This window comes from Nocardia sp. NPDC004711 (genome assembly GCF_053601595.1).
In genome coordinates this window covers 99,504-115,483 of sequence record NZ_JBSGCB010000016.1, presented here as the reverse complement: position 1 = coordinate 115,483, position 15,980 = coordinate 99,504, and the positions used below count along the sequence as shown (strand labels likewise).

General features: G+C 69.0%; 19 protein-coding genes. 5 read left to right on the top strand and 14 right to left on the bottom strand.

Annotation, left to right across the window (positions count from 1 at the left end; all coding sequences use genetic code 11):
• Positions 1-15 precede the first annotated feature (15 nt).
• From lgt to ACWEKS_RS18210, 6 genes are all read right to left on the bottom strand, one after another.
• Entirely contained in the window at positions 16-1,194 is a 1,179-nt protein-coding gene (lgt, locus tag ACWEKS_RS18235) for a prolipoprotein diacylglyceryl transferase (RefSeq protein ID WP_452341167.1), read from the bottom strand.
• 193 nt (positions 1,195-1,387) lie between these two features.
• Positions 1,388-2,188 (bottom strand): tryptophan synthase subunit alpha, encoded by an 801-nt coding sequence (gene trpA, locus ACWEKS_RS18230; protein WP_379389802.1) that lies wholly within the window; start codon positions 2,186-2,188, stop codon positions 1,388-1,390.
• Positions 2,185-3,495 carry a tryptophan synthase subunit beta gene (gene trpB, locus ACWEKS_RS18225; RefSeq protein WP_452341166.1) on the bottom strand — a complete coding sequence of 437 codons (1,311 nt, stop codon included), beginning with the start codon at positions 3,493-3,495 and terminating at the stop codon, positions 2,185-2,187. The genes trpA and trpB overlap by 4 nt, the downstream gene beginning before the upstream one ends.
• Before the next feature lie 8 nt (positions 3,496-3,503).
• Complete coding sequence (gene trpC / locus ACWEKS_RS18220; protein WP_452341165.1) at positions 3,504-4,322, bottom strand: indole-3-glycerol phosphate synthase TrpC; 819 nt, start codon at positions 4,320-4,322, stop codon at positions 3,504-3,506.
• A gap of 149 nt (positions 4,323-4,471) precedes the next feature.
• Positions 4,472-5,464, bottom strand: coding sequence for a TIGR02234 family membrane protein (locus tag ACWEKS_RS18215; protein WP_452341164.1), 993 nt, complete (start codon positions 5,462-5,464; stop codon positions 4,472-4,474).
• Positions 5,461-6,996: an anthranilate synthase component I gene (locus tag ACWEKS_RS18210; RefSeq protein WP_452341163.1), complete on the bottom strand. Its 1,536-nt coding sequence runs from the start codon at positions 6,994-6,996 to the stop codon at positions 5,461-5,463. Before ACWEKS_RS18210 ends, ACWEKS_RS18215 begins: the two co-directional genes overlap by 4 nt.
• Before the next feature lie 230 nt (positions 6,997-7,226).
• Between ACWEKS_RS18210 and ACWEKS_RS18205 the strand changes: the two genes are divergently transcribed.
• The 4 genes from ACWEKS_RS18205 to ACWEKS_RS18190 all read left to right on the top strand — a co-directional run bounded on the left by ACWEKS_RS18205 (position 7,227) and on the right by ACWEKS_RS18190 (position 9,546).
• Positions 7,227-7,532: a hypothetical protein gene (locus tag ACWEKS_RS18205; RefSeq protein WP_452341162.1), complete on the top strand. Its 306-nt coding sequence runs from the start codon at positions 7,227-7,229 to the stop codon at positions 7,530-7,532.
• A 177-nt stretch (positions 7,533-7,709) separates the two neighbouring features.
• Entirely contained in the window at positions 7,710-8,165 is a 456-nt protein-coding gene (locus ACWEKS_RS18200; protein WP_452341161.1) for a peroxiredoxin, read from the top strand.
• Between the two features lie 99 nt (positions 8,166-8,264).
• Complete coding sequence (locus tag ACWEKS_RS18195) at positions 8,265-8,858, top strand: permease (RefSeq protein ID WP_452341160.1); 594 nt, start codon at positions 8,265-8,267, stop codon at positions 8,856-8,858.
• A gap of 190 nt (positions 8,859-9,048) precedes the next feature.
• Complete coding sequence (locus ACWEKS_RS18190) at positions 9,049-9,546, top strand: MarR family winged helix-turn-helix transcriptional regulator (RefSeq protein WP_379441750.1); 498 nt, start codon at positions 9,049-9,051, stop codon at positions 9,544-9,546.
• 60 nt (positions 9,547-9,606) lie between these two features.
• Here the strand turns inward: ACWEKS_RS18190 and hisI are convergent, their stop codons facing one another.
• From hisI to ACWEKS_RS18165, 5 genes are all read right to left on the bottom strand, one after another.
• Positions 9,607-9,978, bottom strand: coding sequence for a phosphoribosyl-AMP cyclohydrolase (gene hisI, locus ACWEKS_RS18185; RefSeq protein WP_452341159.1), 372 nt, complete (start codon positions 9,976-9,978; stop codon positions 9,607-9,609).
• The gene (gene hisF / locus ACWEKS_RS18180) at positions 9,975-10,748 is read right to left on the bottom strand and encodes an imidazole glycerol phosphate synthase subunit HisF (RefSeq protein ID WP_402770748.1); all 774 of its coding nucleotides are present in this window, start codon (positions 10,746-10,748) and stop codon (positions 9,975-9,977) included. The genes hisI and hisF overlap by 4 nt, the downstream gene beginning before the upstream one ends.
• 16 nt (positions 10,749-10,764) lie before the next feature.
• Positions 10,765-11,586, bottom strand: coding sequence for an inositol monophosphatase family protein (locus ACWEKS_RS18175; protein ID WP_452341158.1), 822 nt, complete (start codon positions 11,584-11,586; stop codon positions 10,765-10,767).
• A 4-nt stretch (positions 11,587-11,590) separates the two neighbouring features.
• Positions 11,591-12,322: a bifunctional 1-(5-phosphoribosyl)-5-((5-phosphoribosylamino)methylideneamino)imidazole-4-carboxamide isomerase/phosphoribosylanthranilate isomerase PriA gene (priA, locus tag ACWEKS_RS18170; protein WP_452341157.1), complete on the bottom strand. Its 732-nt coding sequence runs from the start codon at positions 12,320-12,322 to the stop codon at positions 11,591-11,593.
• A 167-nt stretch (positions 12,323-12,489) separates the two neighbouring features.
• On the bottom strand, positions 12,490-12,945 hold the full coding sequence (locus ACWEKS_RS18165; protein WP_452341156.1) for a MarR family winged helix-turn-helix transcriptional regulator: 456 nt from the start codon (positions 12,943-12,945) through the stop codon (positions 12,490-12,492).
• A gap of 99 nt (positions 12,946-13,044) precedes the next feature.
• Between ACWEKS_RS18165 and ACWEKS_RS18160 the strand changes: the two genes are divergently transcribed.
• Positions 13,045-13,518: a nuclear transport factor 2 family protein gene (locus tag ACWEKS_RS18160; RefSeq protein ID WP_452341155.1), complete on the top strand. Its 474-nt coding sequence runs from the start codon at positions 13,045-13,047 to the stop codon at positions 13,516-13,518.
• Positions 13,519-13,570: 52 nt separating this feature from the next.
• Here the strand turns inward: ACWEKS_RS18160 and hisH are convergent, their stop codons facing one another.
• From hisH to ACWEKS_RS18145, 3 genes are read right to left on the bottom strand one after another with little or no spacing between them, the layout of a single operon-like run.
• Positions 13,571-14,209, bottom strand: coding sequence for an imidazole glycerol phosphate synthase subunit HisH (hisH, locus tag ACWEKS_RS18155; RefSeq protein WP_452341154.1), 639 nt, complete (start codon positions 14,207-14,209; stop codon positions 13,571-13,573).
• On the bottom strand, positions 14,206-14,835 hold the full coding sequence (hisB, locus tag ACWEKS_RS18150; protein ID WP_452341153.1) for an imidazoleglycerol-phosphate dehydratase HisB: 630 nt from the start codon (positions 14,833-14,835) through the stop codon (positions 14,206-14,208). The genes hisH and hisB overlap by 4 nt, the downstream gene beginning before the upstream one ends.
• Entirely contained in the window at positions 14,832-15,953 is a 1,122-nt protein-coding gene (locus ACWEKS_RS18145; RefSeq protein ID WP_452341222.1) for a histidinol-phosphate transaminase, read from the bottom strand. Before ACWEKS_RS18145 ends, hisB begins: the two co-directional genes overlap by 4 nt.
• Between the last annotated feature and the right edge of the window lie 27 nt (positions 15,954-15,980).

The following is a 15,980-nucleotide window of genomic DNA, read 5'->3' as shown; positions in this document are numbered from 1 at the left end:
TCCTCCTGATCGCGGTCAGGAGCCATTCTTGCCGGACTCGACCGTCTTCGCCTGGTCGACCGCGGTGGACTCCGTCTCCTCCGGCTCGGAATCGCCGGTTTCGGAAGAGATATCGCGCGCGGTCTCGGATTCGTTGCCGGCGGCCGCGGATTCCGCTCCGGTGTCACCTGCGGATTTTTCGGCGGTCGGTTCGTCGACCTGGGTGACGGCCGCCTTCGAATCCCCTGCCGCGGAACCGGTTCCGGCTGCCGCACCCGCCGCACCGAACGCCCGCAGCGCACCGATCTGCCACGGCCAGGGCCGTTCCACGCCGGCGCGCAGCTGGTCGGCGGTCTCACGGCCCTTGGTGGCGAACAGGAAATAGGCCACGGCGCAGACGAATACGATCGCCGAGGTGAAGGTGTTGACGCGGAGGCCGAGGATGTGGGTGGCCTCGTCGTCGCGCAGCAGCTCCACGAAGAAGCGGCCGAAGCAGTAGACCGCCACGTAGAGCGCGAACAGGCGGCCGTGGCCGATGCGGAACTTGCGATCCACGTAGAGCAGCACGGCCACGCCGAGCAGGTTCCAGATCAGCTCGTAGAGGAAGGTCGGCTGCACGATCTTCTCCGCCGGGCCCGCGGCGGTGCCGTTCATCATGTCCAGCTGGCCGCTGTGGTCGTAGCGCAGGAAGATCTCCAGGCCCCACGGCACCTTGGTCTCGCGGCCGTAGAGCTCCTGGTTGAAGTAGTTGCCGAGCCGGCCGATGGCCTGGGCCAGCAGGATGCCCGGAGCGATGGCGTCGCCGAAGGCGGGCAACGGAATCCGGTACACCCGGCAGCCGATCCAGGCGCCGATGCCGCCGAGCAGCACCGCGCCCCAGATGCCCAGGCCGCCCTCCCAGATCTTGAGCGCGTTGATGGGGTGACCGCCGGCGCCGAAGTACTTCTGCCAGTCGGTGGCCACGTGGTAGAGCCGTCCGCCGATCAGGCCGAACGGCACCGCGAACATGGCCACGTCGAGCACCATGCCGGTCTGGCCGCCGCGCGCCACCCACCGCTTCTCACCCAGCCAGATGGCCGCGATGATGCCGAGGATGATGCAGATGGCGTACGCCCGCAGCGGGAACGGCCCAATGTTCCAGACCCCGCGCGGCGGGCTGGGAATGTAGGCCAGGACATCGGCGCCGGTGCTCTCGGCAAGGGCTCGTATGGTCACGAGTCCCCACCGTAGCCCAACAGTCCTGCGCCGTGCTGTCTCAGGTCAGCGCGCGCCGTGGGATTCGCTGCCATGGGTGGCACCGGCACCCGGTAACGCAACGGATATACGAAGCGGCGCGCATCCCCGCACTGCCGCACAATGCCCAAGGGTGCGTACCGAATTCGGTACGCACCCTTGGATATTGCCGTGGTTACGAGGAAACCGCCGCCGAACGGACGCCCTGCGCCAGCTCCGCCGTCAGCGTCCGGACCGCGTCCAGACCCTGCGCCGCCGCGGTCACCAGGGCCGAACCCACGATGACGCCGTCGGCGTAGGAGGCGATTTCGGCCGCCTGCGCGCCACTGCGCACACCCAGGCCGACGCCGATCGGAATATCGGAGTGGCTGCGCACCCGCGCGCACAGGGCCGGGGCCATGGACGACACCGCGTCGCGCGCACCGGTCACACCCATGGTCGAGGCCGCGTACACGAAGCCCTTGCTGGCTTCGAGGGTCTTGACCAGGCGCTCCTCGGTGGACGACGGCGCGACCAGGAAGATGCGGTCCAGATTGTGGGTCGAGGACGCCACGAACCAGTCGTCGGCCTCCTCCGGAATCAGGTTGGGCGTGATCAGGCCGAGGCCGCCCGCCGCCGCCAGATCGCGGGAGAAGCTGTCGACGCCGTACTTGAGCACCGGGTTCCAGTAGGTCATGACGACGGCCTTACCGCCCGCCTGGGAGATGGCCTCCACGACCTTGAACACGTCGCGCACCCGGACGCCGCCGGCCAGCGCCTGCTCGGCGGCATGCTGGATGGTCGGGCCGTCCATCACCGGATCGGAGTAGGCGACGCCGACTTCGATGATGTCGCAACCGGATTCGACCATGGCCTTGCACACGTCGATGGAACCCTGGAGGTCCGGGTAGCCGGCGGGCAGGTAGCCGATGAGCGCGGCCCGGTTCTCCTCGCGGGCGGCTGCGAAGGTGTTCGCGAGGCGGGACTGCTGGCTCACTGCTTCTCCCCTGCGTTCTCTTCGGCCTTGTCGAACAGCCCGAACCACTCGGCGGCGGTGTCCATGTCCTTGTCACCGCGACCGGACAGGTTCACCACGATGATCGCGCCCTCGCCGAGCTCCTTGCCGAGTTTCACCGCGCCCGCGACCGCGTGCGCGGACTCGATGGCCGGAATGATGCCCTCGGCACGGCTCAGCAGCAGCAGCGCGTCCATGGCCTCGGTATCGGTGATCGGGTAGTACTCCGCCCGGCCGATGTCCTTGAGGTAGGCGTGCTCCGGGCCGACACCCGGGTAGTCCAGACCGGCCGAAATCGAATGGGATTCGATGGTCTGGCCGTCTTCGTCCTGGAGCAGGTAGGAGTACGCGCCCTGGAACGCACCCGGGGTGCCGCCGGTGAAAGTCGCTGCGTGACGGCCGGTTTCGACACCGTCGCCGGCGGCCTCGTAGCCGACCAGGCGCACGCCCGGATCGTCGAGGAAGGCGTGGAAGATGCCGATGGCATTGGAACCACCACCGACACAGGCGGTTACGGCGTCGGGCAGGCGGCCGGTCAGGGCCTGCACCTGCTGGCGCGCCTCCAGGCCGATGATGCGCTGGAAGTCGCGCACCATGAGCGGGAACGGGTGCGGGCCCGCGGCGGTGCCGAAGCAGTAGTAGGTCTGCTCGGCATTGGTGACCCAGTCGCGCAGCGCCTCGTTGATGGCGTCCTTGAGGGTCTGCGAACCCGTTGTCACACTGATGACTTCGGCGCCGAGCAGCCGCATGCGGGCCACGTTCAGCTGCTGGCGCACGGTGTCGACCGCGCCCATGTAGATGACGCACTCGATGCCGAGCAGCGCGCACGCGGTGGCGGTCGCCACGCCGTGCTGGCCCGCGCCGGTCTCGGCGATGACGCGGGTCTTGTTCATGCGCTTGGCCAGCAGCACCTGACCGAGCACATTGTTGATTTTGTGAGAACCGGTGTGGTTCAGGTCTTCCCGCTTCAGCAGGATGCGCGCGCCGCCGGCGTGCTGCGCCAGGTTCCGGCACTCGAACACCGGCGACGGGCGCCCGGTGTAGTCGCGCTGCAGGCGATCCAGCTCGTCGAGGAAGTTGGGATCGACCCGGGCCTTGTCGTATTCGGCGGTGACCTCTTCGATCACGGCCATCAGCGCCTCGGGCACGTGCCGCCCGCCGTACACGCCGAAGTGCCCGCCCAGATCGGGTTCGTGGCTCTTGTGCGTGATGCCGTCACTGGCCTGCGGGAGGCCGAGAACGTTCTTGCCGGAGGCCATTTCGGAAGAAACTCCGTGAGTTTGCGTCATCGGCTCTTTCACCGTCCCCGGCGAACCGGCTTCGGGCACGACGGGTGGGTTCCGGCGGTCACCAGCTCGGCCACCGCGGCGCGCGGGTCGCCACTGGTCACCAGGCCCTCACCGACGAGCACGGCGTCCGCGCCCGCCCCGGCGTAGGCCAGCAGGTCGGCGGTGCCGCGAATGCCGGACTCGGCCACCCGGATCACTTCACTGGGCAGGCCGGGGGCGATGCGCGCGAACACATCCCGGTCCACCTCGAGGGTCTTGAGGTTGCGGGCGTTCACGCCGATCACGCTGGCGCCGGCCTCCAGGGCGCGGTCGGCCTCCTCCTCGGTGTGCACCTCGACCAGCGCGGTCATGCCGAGCGATTCGGTGCGGTCGATGAGCGAGGACAGCACGTCCTGTTCCAGGGCGGCCACGATCAGCAGGATCACGTCCGCGCCGTGGGCACGGGCCTCGTGGATCTGGTACGGGCCGACGATGAAGTCCTTGCGCAGGATCGGAATGTCCACCGCCGCGCGAACCGCGTCGAGATCCGCGAGGGAACCACCGAAGCGGCGCTGCTCGGTCAGCACGCTGATGATGCGCGCGCCGCCGTCCTCGTAGGCCCGGGCCAGGTCGGCGGGGTTCGGGATGTCCGCGATCGCACCCTTGGAGGGGCTGGCCCGCTTCACCTCGGCGATCACTCCGATCCCCTCCGCGTGCAGGGCGGCCTTGGCGTCACGCGGGGATTTGGCCTGCGCGGCGGCTGCCTTCACCGCCTGGAAATCCAGAAGGGCTTCCCGAGCGGCCACATCCGCGCGGACCCCGTCGAGAATCGAGTCGAGTACCGTCATCTGGCTCGAATCCTTTCTGGGGAGACGGACTTGCTGCCTGAGAATCCCCCCAGGCGCTGTCTCACCGATGCTGATAAAGAGTAAATGGCTATGTTCCCGTGCTTGACAGCGGGGCGGGTACCGGCGGCGCTGCCGATCCCCCACCCAGCTCAGGGGCGGTTGTCACGCGCTGCCCCGTTACCCGGATCATCGTGCGCGGCAGGGTGATTGGTTTCATCGTCGGTCGGATCGACACCCTCGTCGAGGGCATCCCACAGCACCCGGCCCGACAACTGCTTGTCGGCGGCGGCCGGGGTCCCGGATTCGTGGTCCTGAACCCGGGCCTGATGTGCGGCAACCTGCTCGGCCGCCGACAGCTTCCGCGCCGCCGGACTGTCGTACCTACCGGACATCCGGGAGGTCCCGGACGACTGCCGGACCAGGAGCAGACCGGCCACGAACGCGGCCACCGCACCGGCCAGGCACACCACGGCCGGCAGCGTCGAGGTCGTCACCGCGCCCGCGTGGTCACCCCCGTGCAGTTCGGCCAGCCGGGTCGCGCGATCGGCGGTCCCCTTGTGCATGAGCAGGGCATACGCGGGCACCGCGGACACCGCGGCCAGGACCGCGACCACCACGCCGACGCCGCGCCGCCACCAGCCGTGGGTGGCGAACACGGCCGCGATGGTGGCCAGGAAGACCAGCGCCAGTGGTGTCAGGGCCCCGAACCAGACACCGCCGTTGAGATCTCGATGGCGCGGCAGGCCGTAGTCACTGGTGATCTCAAGCCGGGCCCACGTCATGCGGGACGACCCCCAGAGCAGCGCCGCCGAGATCGCCAGCAGCGCCACCGCGGCGATCGGCCGCGACCGCTTGCGCGCCCCCACGGCGTTCGTGTCGGCTTCCGCCGCAGCGGCATTCGCCTCGGCCTCGGCCAGGTCCGCCGCCCGCGCGCGTTCGGCAGTGCGGGCGGCGTCGGTCTCGGCGTGTGGATCGGCGCCGGCGGCACCGGTTTTCCCGGTGTCCGCCCCGGTGTCCGCTCCGGCGGGCTTCGAATCGGCTTGCGCCGCTGCGTTTTCCCGCTCCGCGCTGTTTTCCGGTGTTGCGCTGCCTTCGGGTGTCGCTTTCCGTTCCGGGCCCCTGTCCGGGTCCTGATCGCTCATTGATCCGCGCCGTTCGGGCGGTAGGCGCGCACGGTCTCGGCGGCGGCGATCGCCTTGAGGACAGCCATGGCCTTGTTGCGGGATTCGACGTCCTCGTAGTCCGCGTCGGAGTCGGCGACGATGCCGGCGCCGGCCTGGACATAGGCGGTGCCGCCCTTGACCAGGGCGGTACGGATGGCGATCGCGGTGTCGGCGTCACCAGCGAAGTCCAGGTAGCCGACCACACCCGCGTAGACACCGCGGCGGGTGGGCTCGAGCTCCTCGATCAGCTCCATGGCACGGACCTTGGGCGCGCCGGAGAGGGTGCCCGCGGGGAAGCAGGCCTGGACCGCGTCGAGGGCGATCTTGCCGGCGCGCAGGCGGCCGGAGACCGTGGAGACCAGGTGCATGACGTGCGAGTAGCGCTCGACGTGGCGGTACTCGGTGACGCGCACGGTACCGGGCTCGCAGACCCGGCCCAGATCGTTGCGGCCCAGATCGACGAGCATGAGGTGCTCGGCGTTCTCCTTCTCGTCGGCGAGCAGGCCCTTCTCGAGCAGGAGATCGTCCTCCTCGGTGACGCCGCGCCAGCGGGTGCCCGCGATCGGGTGCGTGGTGGCCACGCCGTCCTTCACCGTCACCAGCGATTCGGGGCTGGAGCCGACGATGGAGAACGCGGTGCCGCCGGAGCCGTCCGGGATGTGCATGAGGTACATGTACGGGCTCGGGTTCGAGGCCCGCAGCATGCGGTAGAGGTCCAGCGGGGTGCCGTTGTAGTCCATCTCGAAGCGCTGCGAGAGCACCACCTGGAACGCCTCGCCGGCCTCGATCTCCTTGACCAGCCGGCGCACGCCCGCACCGAATTCCTCGGAGGTGCGCTGCCGGCGGTAGTTGGGCTCGGGGCGGTCGAACACCGAGACGGTGGAGTCGGCGGGGGCGGCCAGGGCCTCGGTCATGCGATCCAGGCGGGCCATCGCGTCGTCGTAGGCCGCGTCCACGTGCTCGTCGGTGCCGTTCCAGTTGACGGCATTGGCGATGAGGGTGATCGCGCCCTCGTGGTGGTCGAAGGCGGCCAGGTCGGTGGCCAGCATCAGGACCATCTCGGGGACCTGCAGGTCATCGGTGGCGATGCTGGGCAGACGTTCGAGGCGGCGCACGGTGTCGTAGCCGAGGTAGCCGACCAGGCCGCCGGTCAGCGGCGGCAGACCGGGCAGGCGCTCGGTGCGCAGCACCTGCAGCGACTCGCGCAGCGCGGCGAGCGGATCGCCGCCCACCGGCGCGTCGGCGGGAGTCTGGCCGAGCCAGGCCGCCGCACCGTCGATCACGGTCAGCGCGCTGGGACTGCCCGCGCCGATGAACGACCATCGCGACCAGGAGCGGCCGGTCTCCGCCGATTCCAGCAGGAAGGTGCCGGGCCGGTCCGCGGCCAGTTTGCGGTAGGTCGAGAGCGGAGTCTCGGAGTCCGCCAACACCTTTCGGACCACCGGGACCACCCGGTGGTCGGCCGCGAGCGCCCGGAACTGTTCCCGGGAGGTGGTGGTATCGATAGCCACGTTCAGAGGCAAACCATGCGCGCCGTGCATTCACCCATCATTCCAGGCCCGCCCGGCGCGATCTAAATCGCTCTCCCCGCCCAGCCGAGCAAGCGGCTGCGGCGAATACCTGAAGCGGTCATCACTACACGCGCGGCGGTCTCCACATGCGGTGGATCGTCACTGCTCCGGCAGCAAGATGGAGAGGTCGTCCGCGGTTATCCCCCATTTTCGAGAGGAGTTCAACACAGATGTACCCCTCGCAACCGATGGCACCGGAGGGTCCACGGCACACCGCTCCGCAGCTGGCTCCGGGCGGGCTGCCCGGCCACCCGCCGCGGATGATGCCTATGAACCACGGCGGGAAGCACTCCGCCATCGCCTCGTTCGTCACACTTGTGAAGGCCCTGGAAGCGCTCGATCCGCGCAACTTCCCGGACGAGTACGCCGAGCACAGCGACCGCATCAGGGAACTCGAGCCGTTCCTGCGCGCCCACGGGATCCTGGACGTCATGAATATCAAGAACCCGGAGGTCGCCGCCCTCATCGGCGTGTGAGGTAGGACCGGCACCCGGCGCCGGGGGTGGTTGGGGCTCCGGGGGCTGTTCCCCGGACCCCCAGGCAGAGGACCGGTGGGGGCCCGGTTCGCGAGGCGCCAAGCCCGAAGCCCAGCAAAGGATTTCATCCGGAGCTCTGATAGCTCGTGCACGATGAATTGGGGGTAGGGTGCGGGTATGAAGGTTGGTCAGCTCGCACCCAATTTCGAACTTCCGGACCAGTCGGGGACCGTGCGGTCGCTCGAGTCGCTGCTCGCAGACGGACCGGTGGTGTTGTTCTTCTACCCTGCGGCGAACACGCCGGTGTGCACGGCCGAGGCGTGCCACTTCCGGGATCTGGCAACGGAATTCAAGGCCGCCGGGGCGACCTGCGTGGGGATCAGCGCGGATTCCGTCGAGGTGCAGTCCGGGTTCGCGGAGAAGCAGGGACTGGGCTATCCGGTGCTGTCCGATCCCGGAGCCAAGGTGGCCGCCGAGTTCGGTGTGAAGCGCGGCCTGCTGGGCGCGCTGGTGCCGGTGAAGCGGACGACCTTCGTCATCGATCCGGACCGGACCGTCGCCAAGGTCATCAACAGCGAGATGCGCGCGAACGTGCACGCCGACGAGGCATTGAAGTTCCTGCGCGAGCGCTGAGCCGGTTCCCGCGCCAGCGCTGAGCCGGTTCCCGCGCGAGCGCTGGCCCCCACCGCGTCGCTCCTGGGCGCGCCGACAATTCGGACATACGCTGAGCGCATGACTACGCCCAGCACCGACCAGGAGCGAAAGCCTTCAACCTTCGTCACGTGGCGCAATCGCATCATTGGCGGAGTGGTGGCCGCGGTCGTTTTGTGGCTGGTGTATCTGATGCTCGCCGCATTCATTCCACGGTGGTGGGCGCAGCGCATCGGCGAATGGGTGAGCGGGAGTTTCGCCAAGGGCATCTGGTACGGCCTGATAATGGGCGCGGTATGTACGGCTGTGCCACTTTTCCTGTTCCTGGCCGCAGGACTCCGCTGGCGTAAACGGGGCGGCATGTTCATCGCGGGCGGCGCGGCCGTTCTCGCGATCGTCATCGCCATCCCGAATTTGATGACGCTGACCATCGTGTGGGGCAACTCGAATGCCGCACACGCCGGTGAGCGCATTCTCGATGTCGACGGGCCCGGATTCCGCGGCGCCACGCTGGCGGGCGCGATCGTGGCCGCGCTACTGTTCCTGCTGGTGGCATTCCTCTTGGGGCGCAGGCGATTCCGCCGGTACCGTGCCGAACGTCGGCACGCCGAACCAGAAAAGCCACGAGCAGAGCCCGAAACTCCGACACCGCCTCCCGAACTCGGCGCGAACTGAATCCACTCGCGACACGCGTGATCGATGTCACGTCATTCGGCAACACCGTGACTGGCGAGCGAAATCGTGGCAAACTTTGACCTGCGAGTGACTCGTTCGAATCTGTTTCGCAGGCTCTCCCACGGGCCGGCACAACACGTCACTTGGCTGCTACGAGAGGGCGCGCACGGTGACCAAGTGGTTGAATCCCATGGAACAGCGAGCGTGGCGTACCCTTGTCGCGCTCACCACCAGACTCCCCGCCGCATTGGATACCCAGCTACAACGTGAGTCCGGGATTACCCATTTCGAATACTTCGTGATGACTCTGCTCTCCGAAGAACCAGGTCACCGGTTGCAACTGAGTGACCTTGCGCAAAAGGCAAACGCATCGCTATCCCGACTCTCGCACGTGGTCTCCAAACTCGAACGGCTGGGCTGGGCCGAGCGCGTCACCATTACCGGTCGCCGCGGCGCGCAGGCGGTGCTGACCGACGCCGGATATCAGAAGATCACCGAGGCGGCGCCCGGGTATCTGGAGTGCGTGCGCGGCCTGGCGTTCGACGGGCTGGACGCCGAGCAGACCAAGCAACTGCTGGAACTGGGCGAGACCCTGGTGGCACAGCTGGACAAGGGCATGGCCCGCGGGCTCGGCCGCGCGGGGCGGCCGATCTCGCATCTGGACATGGACCCGAACGAATCGGGTTGACGCCGAAGGCTGTTCGTCGACGCCGCAAGCCAGCTCGCCGAGGCCGGAAACCGTTGCCGCTCAGTCCTCGTCGGCGAGCAGCCGGTCGCCCTGGGACAGCAGCACGTCGGTGTCGAAGCAGGTGTGGGTGCCCGTGTGGCAGGCCGCGCCCTCCTGATCGACGACCAGCAGCACGGTGTCGCCGTCGCAGTCCAGCCGTACCTCGTGCACGTACTGGGTGTGGCCGGAGGTCTCGCCCTTGACCCAGTACTGCTGGCGCGAGCGCGAATAGTAGGTGCCCTTGCGGGTTTCCAGGGTGCGGGCCAGCGCCTCGTCATCCATCCACGCCATCATGAGCACATCGCCGGTGCTCTTCTCCTGCGCGATGGCGGCGAACAGCCCGTCGGAGTTGCGCTTGAGGCGGCGCGCGATCGCGGGATCCAGGGTGCTCATCGGACGGTGATTCCTTCCGCGCGCATGGCGTCCTTGACCTGGCCGATGGTGAGGTCGCCGAAGTGGAAGACACTGGCGGCCAGCACCGCGTCCGCGCCGGACTGCACGGCGGGCGCGAAGTCGGCGACCTTGCCCGCGCCACCGGAGGCGATGACCGGCACCGAGACCGCGGCGCGCACCGCGCGGATCATCGGCAGGTCGAAGCCCGCCTTGGTGCCGTCGGCGTCCATGGAGTTGAGCAGGATCTCGCCGACGCCCAGTTCGGCTCCGCGCACGGCCCATTCGACGGCGTCGATGCCGGTGCCGCGCTTGCCGCCGTGGGTGGTGACCTCCCAGCCGGACGGGGTCGCGGGCTGCCCCTCCGGCACGGTGCGGGCATCGACCGACAGCACGATGCACTGGGAGCCGAACCGCTCCGACATTTCACGCAGCACCTCGGGGCGGGCGATGGCGGCGGTGTTCACCGATACCTTGTCCGCGCCCGCGCGCAGCAGCCGGTCCACGTCCTCGACGGTGCGCACGCCACCGCCGACCGTGAGCGGGATGAAGATCTGCTCGGCGGTGCGAGTGACCACGTCGATCATGGTGCCGCGGTCGCCGGTGGAGGCGGTGACGTCGAGGAAGGTCAGCTCGTCGGCGCCCTGGGCGTCGTAGGTGGCCGCGAGCTCCACGGGATCGCCAGCGTCCCTGAGGTTTTCGAAGTTGACGCCCTTGACCACGCGCCCGGCGTCCACGTCCAGGCACGGAATCACGCGTACGGCCAACGTCATTTCATGACCTCTGTCCTCAGCATTGCTCTGCCTCTCCTCGGACCCGGTCCGCGGTGTCCGCGATCAGGTCCAGTAGTTCCTCGTGCACGCCGGGGGCGGCGGCCAGCACCGAACCGGATTCGATGGTCCAGCCCCGGCCCTGCAGATCGGTGACCACGCCGCCAGCGGCCCGCACCAGGGCCACGCCCGCGGCGTTGTCCCACGGATGATGTCCGAACACCACGGCCCCGCCCAGAATTCCCGAGGCGGTGTAGGCCAGGTCGATGCCGGTGGAGCCGTACATGCGCTGGCGGCCGGACAGCCGGCTCAGCGCACCCAGCAGGTTGAAGCGGAAGATGCCCGGAATCCGGCCCGCCCCATCGATATTGAAGCTGCCGAAGCCGATCGGCGCGGTGGCGAGCTTGGCCGGGGCCAGGCTCGGCAGCGGGTTGCCGTTCAGCAGCAGCGGGCCGTCCGCGACCGCCGCGTAACGCTGGCCCAGGATCGGCAGCCAGGTCAGGCCGATGACCGGGTCGCCGTCGCGCACCAGCGCCAGCAGCATGCCGCACATGGGGCTGCCCGCCGAATAGTTGAAGGTGCCGTCGATGGGGTCCAGCACCCAGGCGGTGCCGGAGGTCAGCTGCGGACCGCCGAATTCCTCACCGTGCACCGGGATTCCGGTGCGTTCGCCCAGCCGCTGCGAGATGGTGCGCTCGAGCTCCAGGTCGAGTTCGGTGGCGAAGTCGTTGCGCCCCTTCTCGACCGCGCTCGGCGCTCCGATGCCCTCGACGAAACGCGGTGCGGCGGAGTCGAGAACCGCACTGGCGATGCCGAGCAGTTCGGCGAGTTCGGCGGCCACGGCGCTAGCGAACCGCGGCCAAGGCTTCGGGCAGGGTGAACCGGCCCGCGTACAGGGCCTTGCCGATGATCGCGCCCTCGACGCCCTCGTCCACCAGCGTCGCGATGGCACGCAGGTCGTCGAGCTGAGAGATGCCGCCCGACGCGATGACCGGGGCCTCGCAGGCATTGGCGACCTGGCTCAGCAGGTCCAGGTTCGGCCCGGTCAGCGTGCCGTCCTTGGAGACGTCGGTGACCACGTACCGCGAGCAGCCGTCGCGCTCGAGGCGCTCGAGCACCTCCCAGAGGTCGCCGCCGTCGGTCACCCAGCCGCGTCCGCGCAGCCGCCACTCGCCGTCGATGAGCTTCACATCCATGCCGACGGCGATCCTGTCGCCGTACTCGCCGATGGCCCGGGCACACCACTCCGGATTCTCGATCGCCGCGGTGCCGAGGTTGACGCGCGCGCAGCCGGTGGCCAGCGCGGCCTTCAACGACTCGTCGTCCCGAATCCCGCCCGACAGCTCGACCTTCACATCGAGTTCGCCGATCACCTCGGCCAGCAGTTCGCGGTTGGAGCCCTTGCCGAACGCGGCGTCCAGGTCGACCAGATGCACCCACTCGGCCCCGGCGTGCTGCCAGGCCAGCGCGGCGTCGCGCGGCGAACCGTAGCTGGTTTCGCTGCCCGCCTCCCCCTGAACCAGGCGCACAGCCTCACCATTGGCGACATCGACGGCAGGTAGCAGCACAAGACTCACGGGGTAAGCCTAGTGGTTGCCCGCCGTCCCACCGACCGCAGGGTGAACCGCGTCAGCCGCCCACCGCGCGGCGGGAACGATTTTCGGGGCGGGGGCACGCGGGCGGGGGCACGCTGTTGGGAGGTCGGGGTCGTCGATCGACGGGAGCTCGCTGTGCTGGAGGCGGGTCAGCCGTCTCGGGTATGGGATTCGAGGACGCGGTTCAACGTCAGTACGAAGTTGGCGCGTTCGGCGGCGGTGAAGCCCGGGAGTAGTTCTCGCTGGGCCGCTTCCAGGCGTTCGTCGAGGTCGGCCAGGTGGGCCCGCCCGGCGGGGGTGAGCGTGAGGGTGTTGCGACGGCGGTCGGTGGGGTCGGGGGTGCGGTGGACGAGGCCGCGGTCGGCCAGGTCGTTGACCGCGGCGACCACGTCGCTGCGGTCGATGCCGGTACGGCGGCCCGCCTCGGCCTGGCTGAGAGGGCCGTGTTCGTCGAGGGTGGCGAGCAGGGCGTAGTGGTAGCGGCGGGAACCGGTGGGCTCCAGCGCTTTCTCGGTGCAGCGGTTGGCGATGATCGCGACCTGGCCGATGAGGCGGGTGGGAAGAGCGCGCAGCCGGCCGGAGGCGCCTTCGGGCGCGGTGTCCATGAGAGGAATCTAGCAACACTTGTTGGGGACACCCACAATCGGTTACATTGGTTTCACCAACGTTGGAGCCACCAACAATCTCGTCGAAAGACCGTAGCCATGAACGCGATCGACACCACCACCCGGCAGTTCCAGGATCTGGCCGACAAATTCGAGATCACCGAGCTGGTCCACCGCCTCGGCCGTGCCCTCGATGAAGGCGACTGGGAGGAGCTCGCCGCGCTATACACCGCCGGTGCCACCGCCCGCACCCCCGGCGGTCTGGCCACCGGCCGCACCGCCCTGGTCACCCAGGCCGGCCGAAACCACTCCCCCGACCGGCAGATCCAGCACGTCATCAACGGCATCCTGATCGATCTGGACGGCGACACCGCCAAGGTCCGGGCCAACCTCCTGGTCGTCTTCGCCTGGGGTCCGGCCCAAGACCCGACCCTCGGCTCGCAGCCACGCCTGACCCTGGGCGAGGTCTATCGCTTCGACGCCGTCCGTACCCCCGACGGCTGGCAGTTCTCGAGCGTGGCCTCCAAGCCCATCTGGTCGGTCGGCACCCGGCCCGAGCCAGCGGCGGCCTAGAAACGCCGAAACCCCCGCCGGGAGCGGGGGTTTCGGTCGTTTCGGGGGCCGGTCAGATCGAGTCGACCCAGTTGCGCAGGAGCTGGGCTCCGGCGTCGCCGGACTTCTCCGGGTGGAACTGGGTGGCCGACAGCGGGCCGTTCTCCACGGCGGCGAGGAACGGGACGCCGTGTTCGGCCCAGGTCAGCTTGGCCGGGGCGATCTGGCTGCCGCCGTCGTCGGTCCAGGCCCAGTGCTGGGCGGCGTAGGAGTGGACGAAGTAGAAGCGGGTGTCGGCGTCCATGCCCGCGAACAGGACGCTGTCCTCGGGAGCCTTCACCGTGTTCCAGCCCATGTGCGGGAGGACGGGGGCGTCGAGACGCTCTACGGTGCCGGGCCAGTCGCCGCAGCCCTCGGTTTCCACTCCGAATTCGACGCCGCGTTCGAACAGGATCTGCATGCCGACGCAGATGCCGAGCACCGGGCGGCCGCCGGAGAGGCGCCTGCCGATGATGCGGTCACCGCGCACGGACAGCAGGCCCGCCATGCAGGCCGCGTACGCGCCGACACCGGGGACCACGAGACCGTCTGCGTTCAAAGCGATTTCGGGGTCGGCGGTGATGGTGACGTCAGCGCCGGTGCGGGCCAGGGCGCGGCCGGCGGAGTGCAGGTTGCCGGAGCCGTAGTCGAGCAGGGCGATCGTCTTGGTCATAGCGAGCCCTTCGTGGAGGGGACGCCGGACACGCGCGGGTCGTATTCGACGGCGGCGCGCAAAGCCCGTGCCACGGCCTTGTATTCGGCCTCGGTGACGTGGTGCTGATCGCGGCCGTAGAGCACGCGCACGTGCAGGGCGATGCGGGCGTTGAGCGCGATGGACTCGAAGACGTGGCGGTTGATCACGGTCGAGTACGACGCGGTCGGGGCCACGCTCGGAATGATGGTGTGCAGCATGTGATCCGGCTCGCCGGTGTGCACGCAGTACGGCCGCCCGGACACGTCTACGACGGCGTGCGCGAGGGTTTCGTCCATCGGGATGAAGCAGTCGCCGAAGCGGCGGATGCCCTTCTTGTCGCCGAGCGCCTGCCCCAGGGCCTGGCCGATGACGATGGCGGTGTCCTCGACGGTGTGGTGGGCCTCGATCTCGATGTCGCCCTTGGCCTGGACCGTCAGGTCGAAGCTGCCGTGCTGGCCGAAGGCGGTCAGCATGTGGTCGTAGAAGGGGACGCCGGTGGAGATGTCGGTCTTGCCGGAGCCGTCCAGATTGAGCTCCACCACGATGCTGGATTCGCGGGTGGTGCGCTCGACCCGGGCGATGCGGTCGGCACGGTCGATGGTCATCGGGCGATCAGCTCCTCGGACGCCAGTTTCGCGCTGACGCGCAGGAATTCGTCGTTCTCGGCGGCCAGGCCGATGGTGGTGCGCAGGTAGCCGGGGATGCCGACATCGCGAATGAGCACGCCCTCGTCGAGGTAGTGCTGCCAGGCGCGCGGCGCGTCGGCGAAGCGGCCGAACAGCACGAAGTTGGCATCCGACGGGATGACCTCGTAACCCAGCTCGGTCAGCGCCGCCATGACCCGGTCGCGCTGCGCCGCCAATTCGGCCACGCTGCCCAGGGTTTCGTCCGCGTGCCGCAGCGCTGCCCGCGCCGCGGCCTGGGTGACCACGGACAGGTGGTAGGGCAGGCGCACCAGCAGCATGGCGTCGACGACCGCGGGTGCGGCCACCAGGTAGCCCAGCCGCCCGCCCGCGAAGGCGAACGCCTTGGACATGGTGCGGCTGACCACCAGCTTGGTGGGGTACTTGCTGATCAGGCTGATCGCGCTGGGCGCGGAGGAGAACTCGCCGTACGCCTCGTCCACCACCACGATGCCGGGCGCGGCCGCGAGGATGCGTTCCAGGTCCGCGAGCGGAATGCTGTGGCCGGTCGGGTTGTTGGGGCTGGTCACGAAGACCACATCGGGGTTCTTCTCCCCCACCGTCAGCACCGCGTAGTCGATGTCGAGGGAGAAGTCGCCATTGCGCTTGGCCTCGATCCACTCGGTGTCGATGCCCTCGGAGATGATCGGGTGCATCGAGTACGAGGGCACGAAACCCAGTGCGCTGCGGCCGGGTCCGCCGAACGCCTGCAGCAGCTGCTGCAGGATCTCGTTGGAGCCGTTGGCGGCCCACACGTTCGCCGTGTCCACCGCGACGCCGGTCTGCCGGGTCAGGTAGGCGGCCAGATCGGCGCGCAGCCCCACCGCGTCGCGATCCGGGTAGCGGTGCAGGTCGGCGGCCGCGGCGCGCACGGATTCGGCGACGTCGTCGACGAGGGCCTTGCTCGGCGGGTGCGGGTTCTCGTTGGTGTTCAGCTGCACCGGAACGGCCAATTGCGGTGCGCCGTAAGGACTCTTGCCACGCAGGTTCTCCCGCAGCGGCAGATCGTCGAGCGAGATATTCGATCCGGGGACGGTCACGGCGCCTTCTTCCAGGCCGGCCTGGGC

Bases quoted from the DNA above. Each gene is read 5' to 3' on its own strand.
- trpB (WP_452341166.1), bottom strand. From the start codon at position 3,495: ATGACGCAAACTCACGGAGTTTCTTCCGAAATGGCCTCCGGCAAGAAC.
- trpC (WP_452341165.1), bottom strand. From the start codon at position 4,322: ATGACGGTACTCGACTCGATTCTCGACGGGGTCCGCGCGGATGTGGCC.
- ACWEKS_RS18215 (WP_452341164.1), bottom strand. From the start codon at position 5,464: ATGAGCGATCAGGACCCGGACAGGGGCCCGGAACGGAAAGCGACACCC.
- ACWEKS_RS18205 (WP_452341162.1), top strand. From the start codon at position 7,227: ATGTACCCCTCGCAACCGATGGCACCGGAGGGTCCACGGCACACCGCT.
- ACWEKS_RS18200 (WP_452341161.1), top strand. From the start codon at position 7,710: ATGAAGGTTGGTCAGCTCGCACCCAATTTCGAACTTCCGGACCAGTCG.
- ACWEKS_RS18195 (WP_452341160.1), top strand. From the start codon at position 8,265: ATGACTACGCCCAGCACCGACCAGGAGCGAAAGCCTTCAACCTTCGTC.
- ACWEKS_RS18190 (WP_379441750.1), top strand. From the start codon at position 9,049: ATGGAACAGCGAGCGTGGCGTACCCTTGTCGCGCTCACCACCAGACTC.
- hisI (WP_452341159.1), bottom strand. From the start codon at position 9,978: ATGAGCACCCTGGATCCCGCGATCGCGCGCCGCCTCAAGCGCAACTCC.
- hisF (WP_402770748.1), bottom strand. From the start codon at position 10,748: ATGACGTTGGCCGTACGCGTGATTCCGTGCCTGGACGTGGACGCCGGG.
- ACWEKS_RS18165 (WP_452341156.1), bottom strand. From the start codon at position 12,945: ATGGACACCGCGCCCGAAGGCGCCTCCGGCCGGCTGCGCGCTCTTCCC.
- ACWEKS_RS18160 (WP_452341155.1), top strand. From the start codon at position 13,045: ATGAACGCGATCGACACCACCACCCGGCAGTTCCAGGATCTGGCCGAC.
- hisH (WP_452341154.1), bottom strand. From the start codon at position 14,209: ATGACCAAGACGATCGCCCTGCTCGACTACGGCTCCGGCAACCTGCAC.
- hisB (WP_452341153.1), bottom strand. From the start codon at position 14,835: ATGACCATCGACCGTGCCGACCGCATCGCCCGGGTCGAGCGCACCACC.